Source organism: Streptomyces sp. NRRL S-646 (assembly GCF_000720765.1).
Lineage (GTDB): Bacteria > Actinomycetota > Actinomycetes > Streptomycetales > Streptomycetaceae > Streptomyces.
On sequence record NZ_JODC01000014.1, the window covers coordinates 99895 to 119543 of the forward strand.

At 69.2% G+C, this 19649-nt stretch carries 17 protein-coding genes; 6 read left to right on the forward strand and 11 right to left on the reverse strand.

Annotated elements, in window-relative coordinates; genetic code table 11:
- Positions 1–372 precede the first annotated feature (372 nt).
- A complete protein-coding gene (locus IH68_RS0134545) occupies positions 373–624 on the forward strand; it encodes a hypothetical protein (RefSeq protein WP_234341701.1) in 252 nt (83 codons plus the stop codon).
- 162 nt (positions 625–786) lie between these two features.
- Here the strand turns inward: IH68_RS0134545 and IH68_RS0134555 are convergent, their stop codons facing one another.
- Entirely contained in the window at positions 787–1302 is a 516-nt protein-coding gene (locus IH68_RS0134555; protein WP_159403768.1) for an RICIN domain-containing protein, read from the reverse strand.
- Between the two features lie 276 nt (positions 1303–1578).
- On the opposite strand from IH68_RS0134555, the gene IH68_RS0134560 reads away from it, so the two are divergent.
- On the forward strand, positions 1579–2262 hold the full coding sequence (locus tag IH68_RS0134560) for a DUF899 family protein (RefSeq protein ID WP_030942971.1): 684 nt from the start codon (positions 1579–1581) through the stop codon (positions 2260–2262).
- 19 nt (positions 2263–2281) lie between these two features.
- Here the strand turns inward: IH68_RS0134560 and IH68_RS0134565 are convergent, their stop codons facing one another.
- Together IH68_RS0134565 and IH68_RS0134570 are read right to left on the reverse strand one after the other, a co-directional pair.
- A complete protein-coding gene (locus IH68_RS0134565; RefSeq protein WP_030942974.1) occupies positions 2282–2920 on the reverse strand; it encodes a hypothetical protein in 639 nt (212 codons plus the stop codon).
- A 113-nt stretch (positions 2921–3033) separates the two neighbouring features.
- A complete protein-coding gene (locus tag IH68_RS0134570; RefSeq protein WP_030942977.1) occupies positions 3034–3588 on the reverse strand; it encodes a YceI family protein in 555 nt (184 codons plus the stop codon).
- A 157-nt stretch (positions 3589–3745) separates the two neighbouring features.
- On the opposite strand from IH68_RS0134570, the gene IH68_RS0134575 reads away from it, so the two are divergent.
- The 3 genes from IH68_RS0134575 (at position 3746) to IH68_RS0134585 (ending at position 8039) form a co-directional block, all read left to right on the forward strand.
- Complete coding sequence (locus tag IH68_RS0134575) at positions 3746–6049, forward strand: polysaccharide lyase 8 family protein (RefSeq protein WP_030942980.1); 2304 nt, start codon at positions 3746–3748, stop codon at positions 6047–6049.
- 154 nt (positions 6050–6203) lie between these two features.
- Positions 6204–7787, forward strand: coding sequence for an acyl-CoA carboxylase subunit beta (locus IH68_RS0134580; protein WP_037885733.1), 1584 nt, complete (start codon positions 6204–6206; stop codon positions 7785–7787).
- Positions 7788–7844: 57 nt separating this feature from the next.
- Entirely contained in the window at positions 7845–8039 is a 195-nt protein-coding gene (locus tag IH68_RS0134585) for an acyl-CoA carboxylase subunit epsilon (RefSeq protein ID WP_030942985.1), read from the forward strand.
- A 174-nt stretch (positions 8040–8213) separates the two neighbouring features.
- Here IH68_RS0134585 and IH68_RS0134590 read toward each other — a convergent pair whose 3' ends face one another.
- From IH68_RS0134590 to IH68_RS0134625, 8 genes are all read right to left on the reverse strand, one after another.
- Positions 8214–8795, reverse strand: a complete 582-nt coding sequence (locus IH68_RS0134590) for a GTP-binding protein (RefSeq protein WP_026248371.1) — start codon at positions 8793–8795, stop codon at positions 8214–8216.
- On the reverse strand, positions 8776–9369 hold the full coding sequence (locus IH68_RS0134595; protein WP_030942992.1) for a DUF742 domain-containing protein: 594 nt from the start codon (positions 9367–9369) through the stop codon (positions 8776–8778). Before IH68_RS0134595 ends, IH68_RS0134590 begins: the two co-directional genes overlap by 20 nt.
- Positions 9370–9467: 98 nt before the next feature.
- Positions 9468–9881: a roadblock/LC7 domain-containing protein gene (locus tag IH68_RS0134600; RefSeq protein WP_005479603.1), complete on the reverse strand. Its 414-nt coding sequence runs from the start codon at positions 9879–9881 to the stop codon at positions 9468–9470.
- A 10-nt stretch (positions 9882–9891) separates the two neighbouring features.
- Complete coding sequence (locus IH68_RS0134605; protein ID WP_030942995.1) at positions 9892–13200, reverse strand: nitrate- and nitrite sensing domain-containing protein; 3309 nt, start codon at positions 13198–13200, stop codon at positions 9892–9894.
- A gap of 387 nt (positions 13201–13587) precedes the next feature.
- On the reverse strand, positions 13588–14163 hold the full coding sequence (locus IH68_RS0134610; protein WP_030942998.1) for a GTP-binding protein: 576 nt from the start codon (positions 14161–14163) through the stop codon (positions 13588–13590).
- Positions 14144–14539, reverse strand: a complete 396-nt coding sequence (locus IH68_RS0134615; protein WP_030943001.1) for a DUF742 domain-containing protein — start codon at positions 14537–14539, stop codon at positions 14144–14146. The genes IH68_RS0134610 and IH68_RS0134615 overlap by 20 nt, the downstream gene beginning before the upstream one ends.
- A gap of 109 nt (positions 14540–14648) precedes the next feature.
- The gene (locus IH68_RS0134620) at positions 14649–15062 is read right to left on the reverse strand and encodes a roadblock/LC7 domain-containing protein (RefSeq protein WP_003973453.1); all 414 of its coding nucleotides are present in this window, start codon (positions 15060–15062) and stop codon (positions 14649–14651) included.
- 9 nt (positions 15063–15071) lie between these two features.
- Positions 15072–18845, reverse strand: a complete 3774-nt coding sequence (locus IH68_RS0134625; RefSeq protein ID WP_030943004.1) for a nitrate- and nitrite sensing domain-containing protein — start codon at positions 18843–18845, stop codon at positions 15072–15074.
- A 604-nt stretch (positions 18846–19449) separates the two neighbouring features.
- On the opposite strand from IH68_RS0134625, the gene IH68_RS0134630 reads away from it, so the two are divergent.
- Entirely contained in the window at positions 19450–19638 is a 189-nt protein-coding gene (locus tag IH68_RS0134630; protein ID WP_030943007.1) for a hypothetical protein, read from the forward strand.
- Positions 19639–19649: the final 11 nt, after the last annotated feature.

The following is a 19649-nucleotide window of genomic DNA, read 5'->3' on the forward strand; positions in this document are numbered from 1 at the left end:
GCGTCGGAGCCGCTGACGAGGGTGAAGTGCCGGTTCGCGCATGTCTGGTCGGCGAGTGTGAGCGCGAAGATCCGCAGATGCAGAAGGGAAGTTGGTGATGGCAAGCGCTTTCGGCGCGGCTGGTCCGTAGCGCCTGCGCTACGCCAACTGATGGCCGAAAAGGGTGCGTTCGGCCGATATTGATCGGCTTGGCCGAGCCTCGGCGCTCCGGCCGTGGTGACGCCACCCGAGGGGAACCGGGGCGACGTCGTCGAGGTCCTCGGCACGGACCGGCCGCCACTCAGGGAGCGTTGGCGGGTTTTGACACGTCGGCCTCGCGTCGCGGTCGCCGTATCGAGCTGCCTCGTCGTGCTTACCGTGCTCGCCGGGTCCTTGCTCACCCCGCGACCGCGCTCCGCGCCACCGGCGCCTGCCCCGGTCGCGCAGTGGCTGCTGCAGGTGACTCCGGCGGCGGCGTTCGCCATCCATCAGGGCGTGACGCGCTACCCGCAGGTGGAGTTCAACTGCCTCCCGGAGGCCGGCTGTTACCCGCTCTCCCCGTGGCCCGGCCTCGGCGTCCTCGCGGCCTACGCGGCAGCGGCCCTGCAGATGGCGGCCTGGCGCCTGCGCAGGAGGGACGCATGAGATGGCTCCACGCGGAGTGGACGAAACTCCGCACCCTGCCCAGCACATGGTGGCTGCTCGCCGGCACCGTGATCCTGACCGTGGATTGAAGGCCCGGCCGCGAGAAGGCCCTCGCTCCCAGGGAGAGCGAGGGCCTTTCGTTGCGCCGTCGAGCGGCCGGCATCAGCTGTGTGCACCCCACCAGACATACCGCTGGGGGTCGATGCCGTTCTGGTAGAGGTAGGGGGTGGTGTAGACGGCATCACCGTTGGCCGAGGTGCGCAGGAACTCGGAACCAGGCCCGATGTCGCATTCGAGGTCGTTGCCGTTGGCGTTCCACCACTGCCCGGGGGCGTTCCCGCAGGGGCTCATCCAGACAGCGTTGGTGTCGGTATTGGCGTCCGTGGTGAGGCAGTCACCGTTGGCTTTGCTCACCAATCGGCGGAACACCAGCCCATCGTAGTTACGGGTGTAGGAACTCGCGCCCCAGTACCAGTTCCGGGTGGAGAGCGAGTCGTTGCAAGTGTCCGACCAGACGCTGTTGCTCGCGGTCGACGAAACGAGGCAATTGCCCTCGTAGTCGTTCCTGTACGTCCAATAGGTTGTCGCGGACGCAGTGGACATCGAGCCCGCCACGGTGAGCATGAGGGCGGCGAGTCCCATGGGTACGGCCAGCCTCAGAGCCTTCAGAGATTTCATAATCGGGAGGATTGGAGGTGGAGGAGATGCCCACATGAATCAAACGTGAACATGCCATGTCGTTGTGTGGCCACCCGGAGGAGTTGGCGGGCGACGCCACGGACGCCGTCACTTCATCGCCTCCTCGCTGGGGCCGGGTTCACCGACGACCTGGGGGCTGCGGCGGGCAGTGGAGAGGTCGTACTGGTGGACCTGGACCGTCTGTACAGCGGCGAATGACCACCGGCCACCTTAAGCTTGAAGAACCGGCACGGGGCCCCACCCCAGGAGGACGCCATGTTCCGTCACACCAATCTGGCCGGGGAATCCGTCGAGTACCTCACCGCCCGCGAAGACCTACGCCTGGCCGAGATCGAGCTCATGCGGCAGGGGGAGAAGGTCGCGGCCCGGCGCCGCGCCCTCCCGCCGGGGCCGCCCGTCGACGACTACACCTTCCTCGAAGGGCCCGCCGACCTCGACGCCGGTGACGCTCCGGTGCGCGAGGTCAGGCTGAGCGAGCTGTTCAGCGCCCCCGAACGCCCGCTGATCGTCTACCAGTTCATGTACGGCAAGAAGCAGACCGACCCCTGCCCCATGTGCACCCTGTGGATCGACGGCTTCAACGGCGCCGCGCACCACGTCACCCGCAACGCGGACTTCGTCATCGCGGCCGCCGCAGACCCGCCTGCCCTCCGCCGGCACGCCCGCAACCGCGGCTGGCGCGGGCTGCGTCTGCTCAGCTGCGGCGACAGCACGTTCAAGTACGACACCGGCAGCGAGGACGAGGACGGCGAACAGGACTCCACCGTCTCGGTCTTCACTCGCGACGGAGACGGCACGGTCCGCCACTTCTACTCCACCCACCCCCGCATGGCCGACGACATCAAGGAACGAGGCATCGACCTCCTGGCCCCCGTCTGGCACCTCCTGGACCTGACCCCACGGGGGCGCGGCGACTGGTACCCGAGCCTCGAGTACTGATACCGGAGCCGGCCCCTGCTCAGTCGTCCAGTGCCGCCTTCGCGAACCTGATCAGCCCGTCGAAGTCGATCGCCCCCGGATCTCCGTGCTGGTTCTCGGGAACGTGCGTATGCCCACACACCCCGTGGAACGCGTTCCAGTCACGCCCGCTCATCCGCTGCCCCGCCCGGCTCCCGAACGACTTCGGGTACGGGGGCCACAGCTTCGGCCCGCTCAGCGGCACATCGTGCTCCTCGTGCATCCAGGCCAGGAACCGCGCGACCTCGCGCAGCGCCCACTCCGGGGCCTCGGGCCAGTAGAGGTGCGCCTTCCCGGCATCCGTCCACTTCCGGTGGGTGACGGGGTTGCAGGTGCCGACCAGTTCGGCCTGGCAGACGTTCAGCGTGTTCGTCTCCACTCCGCCCGGAAGGTTCACCAGGGCGCGCGAGGAGACGTCGATGTCGAAGTGCTGGAACCAGGTCAGTTTCTGGGCCTTGAGGTCCGGTACCGCCGTGAGGTTCGGTGCCATGCGGCCGCCCTCGTAGTCGGGCAGCGTGCGGCCCTCCGTGGTGTGCAGGACGACGACGTTGACCTCCATGGCGTCGCCGGGCCAGCGGTTCTGGTACCAGTGGGTGCGGTCGGCTCCCGGATAGTGCTGTGGTCCTGACTTCTTGGTCATGTGTCCCCCTGGGGCTGAGGTTTCCATTGGGCATGACCGAGCGCCCGCCCCTCTGATGCAGAAGGACGGGCGCTCTCAGGTGCAGATGCCGTGAAGGCTCAGGCGTCGAAGGCTCAGGCGTTCTTGATCGCCGAGATGTCGAAGCTCAGCTTGATCTTGTCGGAGATCAGCACACCACCCGTCTCCAGCGCCGCGTTCCAGGTCAGGCCCCACTCGGAGCGCTTGATCTCCGCCTTGCCCTCGAAGCCGACGCGCTCGTTGCCGAAGGGGTCCTTCGCCGCGCCGTTGAACTCGAGGTCGATGGTGAGCGGCTTGGTGGTGCCGAGGATCGTCAGATCGCCCGTGATGCGGTAGTCCTCGTCGCCGAGCGCCTCCGCCGAGGTCGAGCGGAAGGTCATGGTCGGGAACTCGTCGATCTTGAAGAAGTCCGCGCTCTTCAGGTGACCGTCACGGTCGGCCGACCCCGTGTCGATGCTCTCCATCTTGACGTCGATGGAGGCCGAGGACGCGGACGGGTTGCCGCCGTCCAGGTGCAGCGACCCGCTGAAGTCGAGGAACTTGCCCTTGACGTTGGTGACCATGGCGTGGCGGACGGTGAAGCCGATGGTGGAGTGGGCCGTGTCGATCGCGTAGTCGCCGGTCAGTGCGGTCAGGTCGGGGTTCGCCATGACGTGCTCCCTGGGTGAGTATGTTGAACGTTGAACTACTCAACGGGAACGACCGTAGACCTATTCCCTTCGGGTTTCAACGTCATCCGCAAGGTGTTGGCGTGGTTACGCTGAGGTGGTAGATGCCCATGGCATGAACCCATACCGCAGGGACTCCATGAGGCCCACCCGCAGAGCCGTCTTACTCGCGGCGGCCCTCCTGGTCACGGCCGCGCCCCCCGCCCGTGCCGCCGCCCCCGACCCCTATGGCGCCCTCCGCCGCCGCTGGCTCGACCTCGCCCTCGGCACCGGCTACGACCCCACCGCGGAGCCGTACGTCTCCCGGCTCGCCGAAACCGGCGCACTCGCCCGCGCCGCCCAGGCCACCATGGCCCCCGCCCCCACCTCCCTCTGGCCCGGCTACCCCTACGACCCGCCCTCCGGCATCACCCAGAGCTACGGCCGCCTGTGGACGATGACCCAGGCCTACGTCCAGCAGGGCACCGGCTCGACCGGCGACCCCGCCCTCCTCACGGACGTCCTGCGCGGCCTCGACCACCTCTCCGCCACCGTCTACAACCCCTCCACCACCCGCTACGGCAACTGGTGGGAATGGCAGATCGGCAGCCCCCGCCTGCTGATGGACATCGCGACCGTCCTGTACGACGACCTCACCGACGCCCGGCGGGAAGCGGCCTGCGCCGCCGTGGACCACTTCATCCCCGAGGCGATGCTCACCGACTACTCCGGCACCTCCACCGGCGCCAACCGCGTCGACCTGTGCCGCTCGGTCGCCCTGCGCGGCATCCTGGGCCGCGCGGACGCCAAGCTCGCCCTCGCCCGGGACGCCCTCTCCCCGGTCTTCCCGTACGTCACGAAGGGGGACGGGCTGTACGCGGACGGCTCGTTCCTGCAGCACACCTGGGTCGCCTACTCGGGAACGTACGGACAGGTCATGCTCGACGGCCTCGGCCGCCTCTTCACACTGCTCGCGGGATCCGCATGGGAGGTGACCGACCCCGACCGGCAGCTCGTCCTCGACAGCGTCGAGCACGCCTACGCACCCCTGATCCACGACGGGTTGGTGATGGACGCCGTCAACGGCCGTGCGATCAGCCGGGGTTATCTCAAGAGCGACGACCGCCAGGTCATGCGCAGCGACCACTTCCACGGGCAGGGGATCATCGCGGCCGTCGCCCTGCTGGCCGGCGGAGCGAGCACGGCGGAACGCGAGCGCTGGTACTCGTACATCAAGGGCTGGATCGAACGGGACACCGTGACACCGATCCTGACGGCACGTCAGTTCGACGTCGCCGACCTGGCCCGGCTGCACGCGGTCGCCGACGCGCAGGTCCCGGCCGCCCCCGAACTCGTCGGCCACCGTCTCTTCCCGGCGATGGACCGCGCCGTCCACCGCGGCTCCGGCTTCACGGCGAGCATCGCCATGTGCAGCGACCGCATCACGTACTACGAGTGCGGCAACGGCGAGAACCCGCGCGGCTGGCACACGGGCGCCGGAATGCTCTACTGGTGGCCGAAGGGGCGGAGTGACCAGTACACGGACTGGTTCTGGCCGACCGTCGACTGGTACCGCCTCCCGGGCACCACCGTCTCCACCCTTCCGCTGGCCGACAGGGCGGGCGGCGAATGGGGCGCACCCAAGCCGGACGTGCGCTGGGTCGGCGGCACGACGGACGGCGAGTACGCGGCCGTCGGCCAGCACCTCAAGGGCCTCGGTTCGACGCTCCAGGCCCGCAAGTCGTGGTTCTGCGTCGAGGACGCGGTGATCTGCCTGGGTGCCGGGATCACCTGCACCGACGGGGTCTCCGTCGAGACCGTCGTCGACAACCGCAACCTGGGGGAGGGCGGGGCGCAGGAGTTCGTACGGGGGAGGGGCTGGGCCCATCTGGAGGACCACGGCGGCTGGGTCGTCCCCGGCGGCGAACTGCACACCCTCCGTGAGGACCGCACGGGCGCCTGGTCCGACATCAACACCACCAGCACCACCCAGCGGGCCACCCGCCGCTGGCAGACCCTCTGGCTCGACCACGGCACGGACCCGACCGACGCCACCTACGTCTACGTCCTCATGCCCGGCGCCTCCCGCCGTGCCGTCGCCTCCCGTGCCGCCGACCTCCACTGGCTGTCACTCCTCGCCAACGACGGCACCTGCCAGGCTGTCCACGTCCCCTCACTCGGCCTGACGGCCGCCAACTTCTGGGGCCCCGGCGCGGCGGACCCATTGGCCGCCTCCGCGGCCGCGAGCGTCCTCGTACGCCACCACGCCCGGACCGCTACCCTCTGCGTGAGCGAGCCACCCCGAACGGGCGAGCCGTTCGAGATCACCTGGAACCACCCGGTACGCGGGGTGGTGCGGGCCGACGACACCGTCGAAGTCCTGTGCACCGGCCGCCGTACGACGCTCCGGATTACCCCAGGCGTGTCATGCGCGACTCATCGTTGTGAGCTGACTCTCAGCTGACGGCTTTGTGTGACCCCTACAAGCCGGACGCCCTCTGAGCAGTCGGAAAGCCTGCATGCCGCCGGGGTTCTGTTCAGTGGCACCAGGAAAACGGGCCGGAGACTGTGAGGAGTCGACGGCTCGCTTTCTTGGGTGGGCTTCGTAAGGTCACTACATGACCGTTTTGGATGAGGCGCCGGGTGAGCCGACGGATGCGCGCGGGCGAGTGGCCGAGCTGCACGAGATCCGTGCGCAGGCGCTGGCCGGCCCGAGTGAGAAGGCGACCGAGGCGCAGCACGCCAAGGGCAAGCTGACCGGCCGGGAGCGCATCGAGCTGCTCCTCGACCCGGGGTCCTTCCAGGAGGTCGAGCAGCTGCGCCGGCACCGCGCGGTCGGCTTCGGCCTGGAGGCGAAGAAGCCGTACACGGACGGTGTGATCACCGGCTGGGGCACGGTGGAGGGCCGCACGGTCTTCGTCTACGCCCATGACTTCCGCATCTTCGGCGGCGCGCTGGGCGAGGCCCACGCCACCAAGATCCACAAGATCATGGACATGGCCATCGCGGCCGGTGCGCCCCTGGTGTCCCTGAACGACGGCGCCGGCGCCCGCATCCAGGAGGGCGTCTCGGCCCTCGCCGGCTACGGCGGCATCTTCCAGCGCAACACCAAGGCCTCCGGTGTCATCCCGCAGATCTCGGTGATGCTCGGCCCGTGCGCCGGCGGCGCGGCCTACAGCCCCGCCCTCACCGACTTTGTGTTCATGGTCCGCGAGACCTCGCAGATGTTCATCACCGGCCCGGACGTGGTCAAGGCGGTGACGGGCGAGGAGATCACCCAGAACGGCCTGGGCGGCGCGGACGTCCACGCGGAGACCTCCGGCGTCTGCCACTTCGCCTACGACGACGAGGAGACCTGCATCGCCGAGGTCCGCTACCTCCTCTCGCTGCTCCCGCAGAACAACCGGGAGAACCCGCCGCGGGTGGAGTCCACGGACGCGGCGGACCGCCGCAGCGACGTGCTGCTCGACCTGGTCCCGGCGGACGGCAACCGGCCGTACGACATGGCCAAGGTGATCGAGGAGATCGTCGACGACGGCGAGTACCTGGAGGTACACGAGCGCTGGGCGCGCAACATCATCTGCGCGCTGGGCCGCCTGGACGGCCAGGTGGTGGGCATCGTCGCCAACCAGCCGCAGACCCTGGCCGGCGTCCTGGACATCGAGGCATCGGAAAAAGCTGCGCGTTTCGTCCAGATGTGTGACGCTTTTAACATCCCGATCGTCACCTTCCTGGACGTCCCGGGGTTCCTCCCCGGTGTCGACCAGGAGCACGGCGGAATCATCCGTCACGGCGCGAAGCTCCTCTACGCCTACTGCAACGCGACCGTGCCGAGGATTTCGCTGATCCTGCGCAAGGCGTACGGAGGTGCCTACATCGTCATGGACAGCCAGTCCATCGGTGCCGACCTCACCTATGCCTGGCCGACGAACGAGATCGCCGTGATGGGCGCCGAAGGGGCCGCCAACGTCATCTTCCGGCGACAGATCGCAGAGGCCGAGGACCCCGAGGCCATGCGGGCCCGCATGGTCAAGGAGTACAAGTCCGAGCTGATGCACCCGTACTACGCGGCCGAGCGCGGCCTGGTCGACGACGTCATCGACCCGGCCGAAACCCGCGAGATCCTGATCCGCTCCCTGGCGATGCTGCAGACCAAGCACGCCGATCTGCCGTCCCGCAAGCACGGCAACCCCCCGCAGTAACCCAGCGGACCCTCCGCGACACCCTCGCGGAAACCTCTCTCACGGAGACTGAGCCCTATGAACACCCCTGACATTCGTGTCGAGAAGGGCCACGCCGAGCCCGAGGAAGTCGCCGCCATCACGGCTGTCCTCCTGGCCCGCGCCGCGGCCGCCCCGTCGGAGGACGTCCAGGCCCACCGAGGCCGCCCCAAGGCCGGCTGGCGCCGCCTGGAGCGCGAGCCCGGCTTCAGGGCCCCGCACAGCTGGCACTGAGCGCGTACGAAGCCGAAGGGCCCCCTCTCGCGAGAGAGGGGGCCCTTCGGCTTTTGGTCTTTAGGGGCGCGGGGCCGTATCGATCTGCGGCTCCGCCGCGTGGTCGCGACAAGCCACTGGGCTGCCGCAGACGGCAATCAACCGTCCGAGGCAGCCCAGTAACCGCAAGAACCACTACCGCAGGCGGGCCATCAACGCATGCTCCACGAGCGTGATGAGAGCCGACTTGGCATCGGCCCGATGACGGGCATCCGTCGTAATGATCGGGGTGTCAGGCCCAATCTGCAGAGCTTCCCGGACCTCGTCCGGGTTGTACGGCTGGTTGCCGTCGAAGCCGTTCAGGGCGATCACGAAGGGCAGACCGCTGTTCTCGAAGTAGTCGACCGCAGGGAAGCAGTCGGCGAGACGGCGGGTGTCGACCAGCACGATCGCGCCGATGGCGCCCCGCACCAGGTCGTCCCACATGAACCAGAAGCGGTCCTGACCGGGGGTGCCGAACAGGTACAGGATCAGGTCCTGGTCCAGGGTGATACGGCCGAAGTCCATGGCCACCGTGGTGGTGGTCTTGTCCCCGGTGTGGGTGAGGTCGTCGATGCCTGCCGAAGCAGACGTCATGACGGCCTCGGTACGCAGCGGGTTGATCTCCGAGACGGCCCCGACGAACGTGGTCTTGCCCACGCCGAAGCCACCCGCCACCACGATCTTCGCTGAGGTGGTGGAGCGGGAAGGACCGCCGCTAGAGCTTGCGAAGTCCACTGAGCACCCTTTCGAGCAGTGTCACGTCTGGCTGGCCGCCGGCGTTCTCGTCGCCGCCGGGCTGATGGATGGCGACCAGTCCCGCCTCCGCCAAGTCGGCGACGAGGATCCTGGCCACGCCGAGAGGGATCGTCAGGAGGGCGGAGATTTCCGCCACCGACTTGATCTCGCGGCAGAGGTTGCAGATCCGCTGATGCTCGGGCAGTTGGCCCTGCATCTGGTGCGGCTGCGCGGTGGTGTGCACCAGCGCCTCGATGGCGAGCTGGTAGCGCGGGCGCGTCCGGCCGCCGGTCATGGCGTACGGACGCACCAAGGGGTTGTTCGACGACCCTGCAGGGGCCGGCTCAGGAGCACGTCGCTGCGGCTGCACGGGCTGGATGCGCGGCGCCGGCGGCTGGTCGTACGGCGACGGACCGGGGCCCTGCGGACCCTGGGGCGCATACGGGTGCTGACGCCGCTGGCTCGGGGTGGAGGGGAAGTTGTAGCGGTTCGGGTTCTGGGAACCGCCGCCCTGGCCCTGGGCAGGGCCGTACGACCAGTTGCCCGAATTCGAACCGCCTGGGGGTGTTGCCACTCTCTTCTCCTCCTCCGACCGTGCCGGGCACCCAATCCCTGTGGAGCCGCGTCCCGAAACCTTACGGCCCCGGGACGCCAAAACGCACCGTCTGTTTGTCAGTTGAGCAGGCTGCCCTGGAGCTCCGCACGAAGATCCGGTGTGAGGACCGTACCGGCACGGTCCACCAGAAGAGCCATCTCGTACCCGATGAGGCCGATGTCCGCCTCGGGGTGGGCCAGCACCGCGAGCGAGGAACCGTCGGATACGGACATGATGAAGAGGAATCCCCGCTCCATCTCCACAACCGTCTGGTTCACGCTGCCGCCCTCGAAGATGCGCGAGGCACCGGCGGTCAGCGAGGTCAGACCCGACGCAACGGCCGCCAGCTGGTCGGCGCGGTCGCGCGGAAACCCTTCGGACATCGCCAGAAGGAGTCCATCGGCGGAGACCACCACGGTGTGGGACACCCCCGGGGTGTTGTCCACGAAATTGGTGATCAACCAGTTCAGGTTCTGTGCCGCCTGGCTCATCGGGCTCACACTAACGCTCCTGGTTGTAGGTGCTGTCAGGACCGAAGCCCTGACCGTTCGTTTCACTGCTCGCGTTGCGTCCGCGCTGGACGCCCCGACGCAGGTTGCTCAGCCTGCCCCGGACGTCCTCCGGAGCGCGGGAGACCTGTGGGCCGCCCTGGGGGGTGGTCTCGGCGGCTCCCTCGACCAGGTTGGCCTTGGGCACCCGCCGCGGCAGGCCGGAGGAGGTGACCCCGCCCGCCTTGGGCTTCCGGAGCTGTGCGGCCTGCTGCCAGCGGTCGTCGTTCGCCGAACGCCAGTCGCCGGTGCCGTTGCCGTTGCCGTTGTTCTCCGGCTTGGGGGCCGGCGCCTCCTGGCTCACGTGTCGCGCGCCGTTGGAACCGCTCGCAGCGCTCGTGCCGTTCGCACCGCCTCCGAACGATCCGCGGCGGGGCAGTCCGGCGTCGGTCAGCGCGTGGGCGGCGGAAGAGGCCGGTCCCGGACGGTCGAAGCCTACGCGGTCACCCTCGCTCACGTCAGCGGCCTGCGCAGATTCCGCTTCCGGAGCGTACTCGGACGAGTAGCCGTTCTGGTAGCTGTCCTGCTGCGGCCAGTCGTCCTGGTGGCGGCGCTCCTGGAAGGCCGGGAAGGACTCCGGGGCGGAGGGACGGGCGGCCGGGGGCTCCTCGCGGACGGGCTCCGCATACGAGGGCTCGGGGTAGCCGCCGTTCGACGAGAACGTGTCGTTCTGCGGGAGTCCGCCGTTCGGCGCGTAGTACGGCTCGTCGTACGACGGGCGCGGGGCCGGCTCGTCATACGCGGGGCGCTGCTGCTCCTCGTACGGAGTCTGCTGCGGCTCGTCGTATGCCGGGCGCGGGTCGTAGCCGCCGGGCTGCTGCTCGGGGAAGCCGCCGCGGCCGTTGTCGTAGGACTGCTGGTCGAACGCGTCGGCGTACGGGGTCTCGGGGGACTCCTGGGCCGGCTGGTCGCCGTGCTGGGCCTCCAGGGCCGCACGGCGCTCCTCACGCATCAGTGAGCGGCCGACGGGGTCCAGCTCGCGTATGTCGTCCGGGATCTCGGAGTAGCGGCTGTCGTCGAAGCCGAGTTCCGCGGCTGTGCGCATCGGCAGGCCGTTGTTGAAGTCCTCACCCTGGTAGCTCTGCTCCGGGATGATCTGCGAGACCGTGAACTCGTCGCGCGGCTGCTGCTCGCCGCCACCGCCGTGGGTGATCGCGTCGGGCAGCATGACCAGCGAGGTCGTGCCGGCCTGCTCGCCGGAGGGGCGCAGCTGGACGCGGATGCCGTGCCGGTCGGACAGCCGGCCGACCACGAAGAGCCCCATGCGCTGGGATATCGCCGCGTCGACGGTGGGCGGGTTCGCGAGCTTGTGGTTGATGTCCGCGAAGTCCTCGGCGGTCAGGCCGATGCCCTTGTCGTGGATCTCGATCATGATGCGGCCGTCCGGAAGACGGGTCGCGGTGACGCGGACCTTGGTCTGCGGGGAGGAGAACGTCGTCGCGTTCTCCAGCAGCTCGGCGAGCAGGTGCACGAGGTCGGTGACCGCGCGGCCGTGGATCTCGGCCTCCGGGACGCCGGAGAGCTCGATGCGCTCGTACTGCTCCACCTCGGAGGAGGCGGCGCGCAGCACGTCGACCAGCGGGACCGGCTGGTCCCAGCGGCGGCCGGGCTCCTCGCCGGCGAGGACCAGGAGGTTCTCGCCGTTGCGGCGCATACGGGTCGCGAGGTGGTCGAGGCGGAAGAGGTTCTCCAGCTGGTCCGGGTCGGCCTCGTTGTTCTCCAGGTCGGTGATCAGGGTCAGCTGGCCCTCGATCAGCGACTGGTTGCGGCGCGAGAGGTTGGTGAAGATCGCGTTGATGTTGCCACGCAGCAGGGCCTGCTCGGCGGCGAGCCGGACCGCCTCGCGGTGGACCTGGTCGAAGGCGCGGGCGACCTCGCCGATCTCGTCGCGGGTGTTGATCGGGATGGGCTGGACGCGGGTGTCCACACGGCCCGGGTCGGTGCGCGAGAGCTGGTCGACCAGCATCGGCAGACGCTGCTCGGCGATGCCGAAGGCGGCGTTGCGCAGCTGGCGCATCGAGCGGGACATCTGGCGGGCCACGGCACCGGCCAGGATGAACGCCAGGAGCAGGGCGACGACGACGGCGGCACCGGTGATGAGGGCGTCACGCTTGGCGTTGTCGGCGATGTCCGAGGCCTCGTTCACGGCCTTGTCGGCCATGTCCGACTGGATCTGCCGGTAGACGTTGGCGCGGAGGGTGGTGACCCCCCACCAGTTCTGGAAGGTGATGCCCTGCGTGGCGAGTGCGGCGCGGGCGCCGGCGTCGGTGGTCTGCAGTGACGAGAGGGCCACGACCATGGCGGTCGGGTTGGACGGCGGTGGCACATAGGTCTGGTTGCCGGCCGCTGCCTGCGCGGCGGCCTCCTTGGCCTGCGCCACGCCCTCGGCCTTGGCCTTCGCCTCGAGGTCGACGAGCTTCTGCGCGTCCGCCTCGGTGCCGCCCGCCTTGTACTCCTCGATGGCGATGCCCTCGAGGTAGGCGTACGAGGAGAGAGCCACGCGCTGCTTGGCGAGGTCTTCCTTCTTGGGGCCGGGGCTGACCAGCAGGTGCGTGCCGATCGACCGCTCCAGCGACAGGGCGGCCTGGGTCAGCGAGATGGCGTAGACGGTCCGGCCGTAGCTGGTGATGTTGCCCGTGCCCAGGCCCAGCTCGTTGGCGAACTCCATCAGGGGGTGGGCGACGGCGACGTAGCCCTCCTCGGTCTCCACTCCGCGGGACTTGGAGGAGTACGCGATCGCGCGCAGGGTGGCCAGCTGCGGCTCGGCCTGGCGGAACAGCTTGAGGCGGCGCAGCAGGCCGCTCTTCTGCGGCATGTTCTGCGCCGCCGCGTCGAAGCCGTCGGCCGCCTCGTCGGTGGCCTTGCGGGCCGCGGCGATGGTCGCCTTGTCCTTGGCGGTCGCGCTCTTGCCCTTGAGCAGCGGTTCCGCGGTGATGTCGCGTTCGTTGTTCACCGCGTTGGCATAGGTCAGGGAGGCCCGCACCAGCCGTGCGGTGTTCTCCGCGTCCTGCGCCTCCTGCCAGGTGTCGATCGAGCTCTTCACCTGGAAGCCGCCCATGACGAGTCCGACCGTCACGGGTATGAGCAGGATGGCGTTCAGCCGGGTCGGCACCCGCCAGTTGCGGGGGGAGAAACGGCCGCCGCTCGGAGCGGGTACGGCCGTCGGTTCCGAACCGGGCACAGGGGCGGGCGCCGCTCCGCGCGGCGGCGGGGTGAAGTTGCCCCGGGCCGACGGCTCGGGACCGTTCTTGCTTCGCCTCACTCGACCAACAACCTCTCGGCGGCGGGCACCAACGTTGTGCCGCAGTGTCTCAGAGCCCAGTACGCCACTGAGTACGCAGTACTACTGAGTACGTCTTTGACTATTGGGCAGTTCAGGCATTCCAGCACGACGACCTGCGCTCTTCCAAACAGTGGAAAGCGGGGATTCCGTGTGATGTAAGCCCCAGATAAATCGGTCATAAAGAGCGAGCCCCGTCAAAAGACGGGGCTGATGTGAGCGCAGCGAGACCGATTGGCAACGACGCGTGGCCGTGCCACCCGATTCCTCTGCCGAAACGTTATGAACACTGGGGCCGACCGTGTCAAAGGCCACAGCCGGCTCCGGTGCGTCTACGACAACTGCCGTATGGCATGCCTGATTTGGGTGTTACCTCAGTCGTGCCATGAGAGCGTGCTCGACCAGGGTGATCAGCGCGCTCTTGGCATCCCCGCGGTGCCGGGCGTCCGTCGTGATGATCGGGGTGTCCGGACCGATCTGCAGAGCCTCGCGCACCTCCTCGGGAGCGTACGGCTGGTGCCCGTCGAAGCCGTTCAGCGCGACGACGAAGGGCAGGCCGCTGTTCTCGAAGTAGTCGACCGCGGGGAAGCAGTCCGCCAGGCGCCGGGTGTCCACGAGCACCACCGCGCCGATCGCACCGCGTACCAGATCGTCCCACATGAACCAGAACCGGTCCTGGCCCGGCGTACCGAAGAGGTACAGGATCAGGTCCTGGTCCAGGGTGATACGGCCGAAGTCCATGGCCACCGTGGTGGTGGTCTTGTCCCCGGTGTGCGTGAGGTCGTCGATGCCCGCGGACGCGGACGTCATCACGGCCTCGGTACGCAGCGGGTTGATCTCCGAGACGGCGCCGACGAACGTGGTCTTGCCCACGCCGAAGCCGCCCGCCACCACGATCTTGGCGGAGGTGGTGGCACGACTCGGTTCAGAGCTTGCGAAGTCCACTGAGCACCCTTTCGAGCAGTGTCACGTCCGGCGCACCGGTCGTCTCGTCGCCACCAGGCTGGTGGATGGCGACGAGCCCGGCCTCGGCCAGGTCCGCGACAAGGATCCGGGCCACGCCCAGCGGCATGGACAGAAGCGCCGACACCTCCGCCACCGACTTCACCTCACGGCACAGGTGGCAGATGCGCTGGTGCTCCGGGAGCAGCCCCATGAGTGCTGCCGGGTCGGCCGTGGTGCTGATCAGCGCCTCGATGGCTAGCTGATAGCGCGGCCGCGTCCGGCCACCGGTCATCGCGTACGGACGTACCAGTGGCTGGTCGCCCTCATCCTCGTACGGCTCCGCGTACGGATCATGAGAGGCGGTGGGCGGGGTCATGAATCCTCCGGGCGGGACAGCAAGTCGGTCGGGCTGGCCGTCTTAGTGGCCGTGGGGGGATTGTGGCGGCCGGACGGTGATGTGGTGACGGGGGTGGATCCTGGGCGGGTCAGTGCAGCAGACTGCCCTGAAGTTCGGCGCGCAGGTCCGGTGTGAGGACCGCACCTGCCCGGTCGACGAGCAGCGCCATCTCGTAGCCGACCAGGCCGATGTCGCACTCGGGGTGCGCGAGCACGGCCAGGGACGAACCGTCCGAGACGGACATCAGGAACAGGAAACCCCGCTCCATCTCGACGACCGTCTGCGCCACGTTGCCGCCCTCGAAGATCCGGGAGGCCCCGGCCGTCAGCGAGGTGAGCCCGGACGCGACGGCCGCCAGCTGATCGGCGCGGTCGCGGGGGAAGCCTTCCGACATCGCCAGAAGGAGACCGTCGGCGGAGACGACGACGGTGTGGGACACACCGGGGGTGTTGTCCACGAAGTTGGTGATCAACCAGTTGAGGTTCTGTGCCGCCTGGCTCATCTGGCTCAACTAACGCTCCTGCTGGTGAGTGGGGCTCGGGAAACTGCCGGTCTGACCGGTACCGGCCTGGCGACCCTGCGCGATGCCCCGACGGAGATTGGTCAGCCGGCCGCGTACGTCGTCAGGCGCACGCGAGACCTGCGGACCGGCTTGGTGCTGTTGCTGCTGAGCCGTGCCCGGAACGAGGTTCGCCCGGGGCACCCGGCGCGGCAGGCCGGAGGTGGTGACGCCGCCCGCCGCCGGCTGCCTGACACGCTCCGCCTGCCGGACGAGATCGTCGTTCGGGGAGGTGCGCCAGGAAGAGGTGGCGGGACGCTGTGAAGCCGCAGAGTGCTGCGGGGCCGCGGGAGCGGCAGGGGCGGCCGGAGCCTGCGGCTGCTGCGGGGCCGGTGCGGAGCCGTTGCTCTGCTGACCGCCCTGCTGGCTGCCGTGGAACCAGTTGGTCTCCAGAGTGTCGTACAGGGGCGTACGACCATCACCCGGGCCCGGCGCCGGCGGCAGTGCCTCGGGCTCCTGGCGGACGGGCCGCTGCTGCGGATGCTGCGGGGCCGGCGGCCTCGGAGCACCGAAGTCGCCACCCGGCTGCGGACGCTCGAACTGCCCTGGGTCACCGGGGTTCTGACGGCCCGGCAGGGAGTGCTGCCCGGTGGAGCCGTTGTCGTAGCCCGGCGTGGCGAACTGGCCCGTGGAGCTGCCGTCGTACGCCTGCGGACTCGCGAACTGTCCCGTGTTTGCGGGGTTGTTCGGGTTGTTCAGGTTGCTCTGGCCGCCTCGCCCGTTCTGGCCGGACGGAGCGCCGAAGACGTCCGAGCGGACGAACTGGCCCGTGTTCTGCGAACCGTTGCTGCTCGGCTGCTGCGCCCCGAAGTCCTGGGCGGCGAACTGGCCGGTGTGCTGCGGGTTGCCCGGCGCCGGGGCGCCGAAGTCGGGGCGCGCGAATTCCGAGGTGGAACCGGCGCCCTGACGGTCGTCGGACCGCGGGATCGCCGGCATCTCGGACGTCGAGTCGATGCGCGGCATCCGGGAGGTCTCGTCGTGGCCGCGCGGGGTGTCGAGCGAGTCACGCGGCACTGGCGGCTGCGCGTTCTCGTCACTCCAGCTCGGCCTGGACTGCGGGTTGCCGCCCGGCAGCTCGGCACGCGGACCGCCACGGCCCGGCAGCTGCGGCTGACGGCCACGTCGGCCGCGGCCCTGCTCCTTGCCGGCGTCGGCGTTGCTGGGGGACTGCGGCGGTACGGCGCCACGAGCGCCGCCGAAGCTGTCCTGCCCCATGCCCGCGGCCTGCAGGCCCTGCGGCGCACCAGGCGCCTGACCGAACCCGGCGCCCGCACCCGCGGGAGCCGGCCGGCCCTGCGGCGGGGCTGCCGGAGACTGCGGTCCACGCGGTCCGCCGGGCACACCCGGACGGCCGTCGCCGGCACCCGGCAGCGCGGCCCGCGGGCCCTGACCGGCACCGAGCAGACCACCACCGGAGGCACCGGCACCGAGGGCGCCACCACCGGGCGCACCGGCACCGGCCTGGCGCCGTGCGGCGGCCACACCTGCGGCGGCCTGCGCGGCGGCCGGACCGCCGGAGACACCGGGACCGCCCTGGCCGGGCTTGCCCGGAGCGGGCTTCTTGCCGCCCTGGGCGACATCGACGGGCAGCATGACCAGCGCGGTCGTACCACCGGAGTCGGACGGGCGCAGCTGGATACGGATGCCGTGGCGCTGCGACAGCCGGCCGACCACGAACAGACCCATGCGGCGGGAGACCGAGACGTCCACGGTGGGCGGCGAGGCGAGCCGCTCGTTGATCGCCGCGAGGTCCTCGGGGGAGAGACCGATACCGGTGTCGTGGATCTCGATCAGCACGCGGCCGTCGGGCAGCGCGTGACCGGTGACCTTGACCTTGGTCTGCGGCGAGGAGAACGAGGTCGCGTTCTCGAGCAGCTCGGCGAGGAGGTGCACGAGGTCGTTGACCACGCGGCCGGCGACCTCGGTCGTCGGCACGGCGGCCAGCTCGATGCGCTCGTACTGCTCCACCTCGGACGCGGCGGCGCGGAGCACGTCGACCAGCGGGACCGGGCGGGTCCAGCGACGGCCGGGCTCCTCACCCGCGAGGACGAGAAGGTTTTCACCGTTACGGCGCATACGCGTCGCGAGGTGGTCCAGCTTGAACAGCGAGGACAGCTGGTCCGGGTCGGCCTCACGGGACTCGAGCTCGGAGATCAGCGACAGCTGGCGCTGGATGAGGCCCTGGGAGCGGCGCGAGAGGTTGGTGAACATCGCGTTGACGTTGCCTCGCAGCAGGGCCTGCTCGGCGGCGAGGCGGACCGCCTCGCGGTGCACGTCGTCGAAGGCCGCGGCCACCTGGCCGATCTCGTCCCGGGAGTGCACACCGACCGACTCGACGGAGGTGTCGACGTCCTGCGGGTCCGACTCGGACAGCTGCTTGACCAGCTCGGGCAGCCGGTCCTGGGCGACCTTGTTGGCGGTCTCCTGCAGGCGGCGCAGGGAGCGGATCATGGAGCGGGCGATGACGAAGGCGCCGACGAGGGAGACGCCGAGCACGAGCAGGATCAGCGCACCGGAGATGATCGCCTCGCGCTCGGAGGCTGCACGCAGCTCGCGGGCCTTCTGCTCCATGTCCTCGAGCAGCGTGTGCTCGATCTTCTTCATCTGCTCGATCTTGGTCGAGCTGTCGTCCACCCAGTCCTGGTACGAGCGCTTCGGCAGGTCGTCCAGGGCGTTCTGGGAGGCGAGGGCACGGCTGGCGTACTTGTCGCTGGCCGTGATCGTCGTGTTGTTCTCCTCGATGGGCTTGAGGAGAGCGGTGGCCTTGTCGGTGCCGTAGATGCTCCGGAAGCTGCGCAGCTCGGACTTCTGGCTCTCCAGCGCCGACTGCGCGTACAGCCGGTCGTTCTCCGAGAGGTCGCCGACCACGGTGTTGTTCGCGGGGAGCGCCGCCGCCAGAACGGCGCGCTGCATCGACGCGTACTCCTTGGCGGAGGAGAAGGACGCCAGGGCGCGGGTGCGCTGGATCATCTCGGGGTTGCTGGTGGCCTCGGCCATGTCCTGGGAGAGGTCCAGCAGGTGCGTGACCAGACGGTGGTAGGCCTCGACCGTCTGGGTCGAGTTGTTCTTGGCCTGGTAGGCGCTGGAGCGGATCTTCGACAGCTGTTCGAGGTCGCCGACCACGCCGACGAGGCTCTCGCGGACGCCCTGGAGTGAGCCGTCCTTGTTGGAGGTGTCGATCTCCTCGGCCGCGTCGATGAAGTTGGTCTTGGCCCGGTCCGTCTTGTCCCGGTAGCCCTTGACCGTGTAGTCGCTCGCCCTGGAGCCGTGCGCCAGCGGACCGGAGGACAGGTCGCGCTCCTTCTGGAGCGCGTCGGCCAGCTCGGTGGCCTGCTTGGTCATGTCCGTCAGCAGCTTCATGTTGTCGAGCTGCTGGATGTCGTCCATGTTGTCGCTGATGCGCAGCGCGCCCAGCGAGGTGGCCGCCACCACGGGGAGCGCGAGCAGCGACACCAGGCGCGTGGAGATGCGCCAGTTGCGCAGTGCCACGCGGGATCCCGGACCGCTCGGGCCCTTGGGCGGCTTGACCGCCGGTGCGGCGGCGCCGGGGGACCCGGGAGGTGCCGACGCGCCGGGGCGCCCGGAGCGCTCTCCGCCGTCGCCGGACGGTGCCGGGCCCGGGTTCTGGGCGTGCTGGGGCGAGGAACTGCCGGCATTGGGGCCAGTCCCGCCGTGCGGCTCCGGCTCCGCCGAAGCACTGCCATCCCTCTTGAAACGTCCCTGCACTAGCGTCGCAACCTCTGGACCAGGCGCCCCTCCGCGTGAACGGAAAGACACGGTGTCGGCGTTTTTAGGCGGCGCCCTGAATGCGCCCCCATGTGGTCGTGAAGTGACCGGCGCTGGCTCCCCCTTCTCGCCGCAACGCGGCGCTCGTTGCGCCCCCTGTGCGCCGGCTCGATCCTGCGGCGGTCCGTGGAATTCCAGCACAGTGCCGGATCTCCAACAAGGGCCGAGCACTATGCCGTGACGCACGTGACTGCACGTGAGTGGAGGATTACCGGACGTAGAAAGTGATCTCGTCCATAACGGACTTATGCGGGCGAGTCATCCATGTGGGAGCGGTGTCCCAGTCGCCATGATCAGGAGCGGAATGATGGCTTCAGGGGGGCAATGTCCGTTTCGCGGGGGTCAATAGCGGGCCTGAATTGACCGTTTTGCCTGTCGCGTCGTGAGCAAACTCACATGCTGATCATGGGGTCTTCACGTCTTGGGAAGGGAATTGAATGTTTAGCCTGACGCTTTACAGGATGTAACACTTTGACAACCGCGCCTGCGCGAGGGGCCCGAGGGCCCGGCCGGGCGCCCGTAGACGACAAGGTCACGTACAACAGTGAAGACCACGATGATGTTCCGCAACATAGCCAACCCGCGGCGCACGACGCTGGCGCACCTCGAGGACGCCGACGCACTGCAGACGCCGCAGCAGCCGGAGCACTCCGTCGATCTCCCCACCCAGACCGCCAATCCCCGTCGCACCATCCTGGTGGAGGTCCCCGCCACGGCCTCCGTCGCGCAGTAGTACGCGCACCG

Excerpts from the sequence above, each read along its gene's own strand:
- IH68_RS0134555 (WP_159403768.1), bottom strand. The coding sequence starts at position 1,302 with ATGAAATCTCTGAAGGCTCTGAGGCTGGCCGTACCCATGGGACTCGCC.
- IH68_RS0134560 (WP_030942971.1), top strand. The coding sequence starts at position 1,579 with ATGTTCCGTCACACCAATCTGGCCGGGGAATCCGTCGAGTACCTCACC.
- IH68_RS0134565 (WP_030942974.1), bottom strand. The coding sequence starts at position 2,920 with ATGACCAAGAAGTCAGGACCACAGCACTATCCGGGAGCCGACCGCACC.
- IH68_RS0134570 (WP_030942977.1), bottom strand. The coding sequence starts at position 3,588 with ATGGCGAACCCCGACCTGACCGCACTGACCGGCGACTACGCGATCGAC.
- IH68_RS0134575 (WP_030942980.1), top strand. The coding sequence starts at position 3,746 with ATGAGGCCCACCCGCAGAGCCGTCTTACTCGCGGCGGCCCTCCTGGTC.
- IH68_RS0134580 (WP_037885733.1), top strand. The coding sequence starts at position 6,204 with ATGACCGTTTTGGATGAGGCGCCGGGTGAGCCGACGGATGCGCGCGGG.
- IH68_RS0134585 (WP_030942985.1), top strand. The coding sequence starts at position 7,845 with ATGAACACCCCTGACATTCGTGTCGAGAAGGGCCACGCCGAGCCCGAG.
- IH68_RS0134600 (WP_005479603.1), bottom strand. The coding sequence starts at position 9,881 with ATGAGCCAGGCGGCACAGAACCTGAACTGGTTGATCACCAATTTCGTG.
- IH68_RS0134615 (WP_030943001.1), bottom strand. The coding sequence starts at position 14,539 with ATGACCCCGCCCACCGCCTCTCATGATCCGTACGCGGAGCCGTACGAG.
- IH68_RS0134620 (WP_003973453.1), bottom strand. The coding sequence starts at position 15,062 with ATGAGCCAGGCGGCACAGAACCTCAACTGGTTGATCACCAACTTCGTG.